Annotated in this window: 5 protein-coding genes; 4 read left to right on the top strand and 1 reads right to left on the bottom strand. The window is 69.9% G+C overall.

What is annotated here, in order from left to right; all coding sequences use genetic code 11:
• Positions 1-680 (bottom strand): GAF domain-containing protein (locus tag G6017_RS06100; protein WP_347237954.1); only part of this gene is annotated, 680 nt, incomplete at its 3' end.
• A gap of 150 nt (positions 681-830) precedes the next feature.
• On the opposite strand from G6017_RS06100, the gene G6017_RS06095 reads away from it, so the two are divergent.
• From G6017_RS06095 to G6017_RS06080, 4 genes are all read left to right on the top strand, one after another.
• Positions 831-2,621 (top strand): AMP-dependent synthetase/ligase, encoded by a 1,791-nt coding sequence (locus tag G6017_RS06095; protein WP_182609697.1) that lies wholly within the window; start codon positions 831-833, stop codon positions 2,619-2,621.
• A 154-nt stretch (positions 2,622-2,775) separates the two neighbouring features.
• Positions 2,776-3,711: a cysteine synthase A gene (gene cysK / locus G6017_RS06090; protein WP_179524173.1), complete on the top strand. Its 936-nt coding sequence runs from the start codon at positions 2,776-2,778 to the stop codon at positions 3,709-3,711.
• Positions 3,711-4,334, top strand: a complete 624-nt coding sequence (gene epsC, locus G6017_RS06085; RefSeq protein WP_182609696.1) for a serine O-acetyltransferase EpsC — start codon at positions 3,711-3,713, stop codon at positions 4,332-4,334. Before cysK ends, epsC begins: the two co-directional genes overlap by 1 nt.
• 184 nt (positions 4,335-4,518) lie before the next feature.
• On the top strand, positions 4,519-5,165 hold a 647-nt coding region (locus G6017_RS06080), incomplete at its 3' end, for a zinc-binding alcohol dehydrogenase family protein (protein WP_182616455.1).

Here is a 5,165-nt window from a genome sequence, read left to right as displayed (position 1 = left end):
CCGGGACCGTCCCCGTCGAGCACGCCGGCCCCCGCCCCGAGAACACGCAGCCTGAACCGCCCACCGTCGGCTCGGTCGACCCCGCCGCGACGGGGTACGACCAGGCCGGCGGCGGTGCGCAGCTCCCCCTCGGCGAGCATCACCGTCGCCCGGATCAGGGCGAGCATCTGGTCCGAGGCGGCACTGCTCGGGCCGGTGACGTCGATGAGCCCGATCAGCTCACCCGTCCCGGGGTCGTGGACCGGCGCCGCCGCGCAACTCCACTCGTGGGCCATCTCGAGATAGTGCTCGGACCCGCGGACCCGCACCTCCGTGTCGTGCCGGAGCGCGAGCCCCGGCGCGTTGGCCCCGACCGCCTCGTCCGTCCAGACCGCGCCGGGGATGAACGCCATCGACTCCGCGCGGGACCGGACGCCCCGGTCACCGATCACGCGGAGCAACCGTCCCCGCTCGTCCGCGACGGCGACGATGTGCCCGCTGGAGACCACGCCAGGCACGAGGACCGACTCGACCACCGGGAGGACCGACGCCATCCGGTGCTCCGCCACGTGGCGGGAGAGGTCCGGGCCCTCCAACTCGACCGACGGCGCGACCACGGTGGGGTCGATACCCCGATGCCTGCTGCGCTCCCACGACTCGGCCACCAGCAGGCTCGCCGCGGGTCCCGTGCCCCCGAACATGTCGTCAGTGTAACCCGTATCACAGGAACCGGGATCACGAACCTGACGCGCCCCTCATAAACGGATCTAAATAGACCGTGCTGAACACGGACAGCGGCCAACCCTCTACACTTGCCAGTGATACAGGCCACACATGACCTAAGGATCGCAATGACGACCGAGTTCGCCACCCCTCCAGTAACCAAGCCCTTCCCTGTCGAGAACCTCGGCCGACTCGTGTTCAAGAACGCGGAGGAGGCCCCGAACGACGTCGCGGTACTGCGGCTCGTCGGGACCGACTGGAAGGAGGTCACCTGCGCCCAGTACCTGGAAGAGGTCAAGGGCGTCGCCAAGGGACTCATCGCCCGGGGCGTCAAGCCCGGTGACCGCCTGGCCATCATGAGCCACACCCGCTACGAGTGGTCACTCATCGCGTGGGCCTCCTGGGCGGTCGGCGCCGTCACCGTGCCGATCTACGAGACCTCCTCGTCGGGCCAGTGCGACTGGATCCTCACCGACTCCGGCGCGACCTTCGCCGTGGTCGAGAACCTCGAACTCCGCGAGGTGCTGACGTCCGGCACCGAGTGGAACGGCGACATCATGGTCATCGAGAACGACCTGGTCGCCCAGCTCACCGCCGCGGGAGCGGATGTCACCGACGAGCAGCTCGAGCAGGCCTCGCTGGCGACGGGCCACGAGGACCGGTGCGCCATCATCTACACCTCCGGCACGACGGGCAACCCCAAGGGCTGCGAGATCCTGCACGGCGGGTTCGCCGGCGTCGTGATGTCGGTCGAGGAGCAGCTCAAGGACGCGTTCGTCCCCAACAGCCGCACCCTGATCTTCCTGCCGCTGGCACACGTGCTGGCCCGCATCCTCGAGGTGGCATGCTTCTACAAGCGCGTCGCCGTGGCCCACGAGCCCGACACGACCAAGGTCGTCGAGCGCCTGGCGGAGATCCACCCGACCTTCCTCGTGTCGGTCCCGCGCGTGCTCGAGAAGGTCTACAACTCCGCCGCGGGCAAGGCCGAGGCCGCCGGCGGCGCCAAGGCCAAGATCTTCAAGGCCGCGGTGCAGACCGCGATCGACTACTCCATGGCCATGGAGGGTGGCGGGAAGCCGTCCGCGGGCCTGGCGCTCAAGCAGAAGCTGTTCTCCAAGCTGGTCTACTCGAAGCTCCACGACGCCCTGGGCGGCGAGTGCAACCGCATCATCTCCGGCGGCGGCCCCCTGGGCGCCCGCCTGGGTCACTTCTACCGGGGCGCCGGCTTCGACCTCCTCGAGGGCTATGGCCTGACCGAGTCCTCGGGCGTGCTCACCGTCAACCCGATCGGCCAGGCGAAGATCGGTTCCGTCGGTCGCCCGATCCCGGGCGTGACCATCCAGATCGCCGACGACGGCGAGATCCTGGCCAAGGCCAAGACCCTGTTCAAGGGCTACTGGCAGAACCCGCAGGCCAACGAGGACTCGTGGACCGGCGAGTGGTACCACACCGGTGACATCGGCGAGCTCGACTCGGACGGTTACCTGTCCATCACCGGCCGCAAGAAGGACCTCATCGTCACCGCCGGCGGCAAGAACGTGTCGCCGTCCCAGATGGAGGACCTCCTCTCGGCCGATCCGCTGATCAGCCAGGCCGTCGTGGTGGGCGACAACCGCAACTACATCGCAGCGCTGATCACCATCGACCAGGAGACCTTCCCGGCGTGGCGGGACAAGCACGGCAAGACCGGCGAGGTGGCGGACCTGCTCCAGGACGGCGAACTGGTCGGCGCCATCCAGGACGCGGTGGACCAGGCCAACAAGTCCGTCTCCCGCGCCGAGTCCATCCGCAAGTTCAAGATCCTCGCGGCGGAGTTCTCGGTGGAGAGCGGTGAGCTCACCCCGACGCTCAAGCTCAAGCGCAACGTCGTGCACGACCGCTTCGGCAGCGAGATCGAGGCGCTCTACTCCGACAACTGAGTCCTCGACCGGTAGCGCCCGGGCCCCACGGGGTCCGGGCGCTGCGGCATTTCGCCGGCCCCGTCATTTCACGCGGGCGTGGTCCGGACGGGTGCGGGATCACGTACACTTGCCGATAGACAGATCGGTTCATTCTGAAGAACGGAACTCACCAATGGCGAAGATCTATTCCGACATCACCGAGACCATCGGCCACACGCCCCTGGTCCGCCTCAACTCCCTCACCGACGGCCTCCAGGCCACCGTGCTCGCCAAGCTCGAGTCCGCCAACCCCGCGGCCAGCGTCAAGGACCGTATCGGTGCCGCGATCATCGACGACGCGGTCGCCTCCGGCGCCCTCAAGCCCGGTGGCACCATCGTCGAGGGCACGTCCGGCAACACCGGCATCGCGCTGGCCATGGTCGCGTCCGCGCGCGGGTTCAAGTCCGTCCTGGTCATGCCCGACACCATGTCGGTCGAGCGCCGTGCGGTCATGCGTGCCTACGGTGCCGAGCTCATCCTCACCCCGGGCTCCGAGGGCATGAAGGGCGCCGTGGCCAAGGCCGAGGAGGTCGCCTCCACCCGCGAGAACGCGGTCCTCGCCCGGCAGTTCGCCAACCCGGCCAACCCGGACGTCCACCGCCGGACCAGCGGCCCCGAGGTCTGGGAGGACACCGACGGCGAGGTCGACATCTTCATCGCCGGCATCGGCACCGGCGGCACCATCACCGGCGCCGGCGGGTACCTGCGCGAGCAGAAGTCGGACATCCAGATCGTGGCCGTCGAGCCCAAGGACTCGCCGCTGCTCACCGAGGGCAAGGCCGGACCGCACAAGATCCAGGGTCTGGGCGCCAACTTCGTCCCCGAGATCCTCAACCGGGACATCTACGACGAGGTCATCGACGTCACCCTCGACGATTCGCTGCGGATCGCCAAGCGCCTCGGCACCGAGGAGGGCATCCTCGCCGGCATCTCGTCCGGTGCCAACGTGTGGGCCGCGCTCGAGGTGGCCAAGCGTCCCGAGAACGCCGGCAAGACCATCGTGGTGATCGTGTGCGACTACGGCGAGCGCTACGTGTCCACCATGCTGTTCGAGGACTACCGCGACTGATGACCGACCCGACTCCGTCGAACGCGGACGCGCCCGCGGCGGGGATCCTGCGCACCCTGCGCGAGGATCTCGCCGCGGCGCGTGCCCACGACCCGGCGGCCCGGGGAGATGTCGAGAACGCGATCGTCTACTCCGGCCTGCACGCGATCTGGTCCCACCGGCTCTCCCACCGACTGTGGGTGGCCGGCGGGACCGGCCGGTTCGCGGCCCGCGTCCTGAGCCAGTTCACCCGGTTCCTCACGGGGATCGAGATCCACCCCGGTGCCACCATCGGTCGACGGTTCTTCATCGACCACGGCATGGGCGTGGTCATCGGGGAGACCGCCGAGATCGGCGACGATTGCATGCTGTACCACGGGGTCACCCTGGGCGGCGTCTCGCTCAAACAGGTCAAACGCCACCCCACCCTGGGCGACCGCGTGACCGTCGGCGCCGGGGCCAAGATCCTGGGCCCCGTCGAGATCGGTTCGGACTCGTCGGTCGGCGCCAACGCCGTGGTGGTCAAGGACGCCCCGGCCAACTCGATCGTCGTGGGCATCCCGGGCGTCGCCAAGCCCGCCACGGAGTCGAAGGAGGAGCTGCGCGACGCGCAGTTCTACATCGACCCCGCCATCTACATCTGACCCCTCGAGGTCCGGGACCCACCCCACGAATCCCGTGGGGGCGGGTCCCGGACCTCGTCGTGGTTCCGGCCGTCCGGACCACGCGCCCGATCGCTGTCCGGGGCTGGCCCGCGCCGCGCGGCCGGGGATAGGATCGCCGTCACCGCACCGCGGGATCGAGGTGATCGTGACCATGACGACGACGATGCGGGCCTGGGTGGTCCGCGAGCCGGCACCCCTGGCGCGGTCCCCGCTGGACCTCGTCGAGCTCCCCGTGCCCGAGCCCGGGCCGGGGGAGATCCTGCTCCGCGTCCTCACGTGCGGGGTCTGCCGGACCGACCTGCACGTCGCCACAGGTGACCTCCCGTGCCGCCGACCGCGGGTGGTCCCCGGCCACGAGATCGTCGGAGAGGTCGTCGGTTCGGGGCCCGGGTGCGTCCGGTTCCTCACCGGTGACCGGGTGGGCGTCCCCTGGCTGCGGGCCACCTGCGGGAGTTGCGGTGCCTGCCGGGCCGGACGGGAGAACCTGTGCGCCCGGTCCAGTTACACCGGTTGGGATGCCGACGGCGGCTACGCGGAGTTCACCACCGCTGCCGAGGCCTTCGCCTACGCCCTTCCCGACGGGATCGACGACCTCTCGGCCGCGCCGCTGCTGTGCGCGGGCATCATCGGGTACCGCGCGCTGAAGCGTGCGGCGCTCCCGCCGGGCGGCAGGCTGGGCGTCTACGGCTTCGGCGGTTCGGCCCATCTCACCGCTCAACTCGCCCTCGCGCAGGGGGCGGAGGTCCACGTGCTCACCCGGGGCGAGGGCGCGCGCCGGTTGGCTCTCGACCTGGGAGCGGCCTCGGCCGG

Source organism: Dietzia sp. B44 (assembly GCF_014145245.1).
Lineage (GTDB): Bacteria > Actinomycetota > Actinomycetes > Mycobacteriales > Mycobacteriaceae > Dietzia > Dietzia natronolimnaea.
The sequence above is the reverse complement of the archived record's forward strand: the minus strand, read 5'-3'. Positions and strand labels throughout refer to the sequence as shown.

Coding starts and splice junctions, on each gene's coding strand:
- G6017_RS06095 (WP_182609697.1), top strand. CDS start 831: ATGACGACCGAGTTCGCCACCCCTCCAGTAACCAAGCCCTTCCCTGTC.
- cysK (WP_179524173.1), top strand. CDS start 2,776: ATGGCGAAGATCTATTCCGACATCACCGAGACCATCGGCCACACGCCC.
- epsC (WP_182609696.1), top strand. CDS start 3,711: ATGACCGACCCGACTCCGTCGAACGCGGACGCGCCCGCGGCGGGGATC.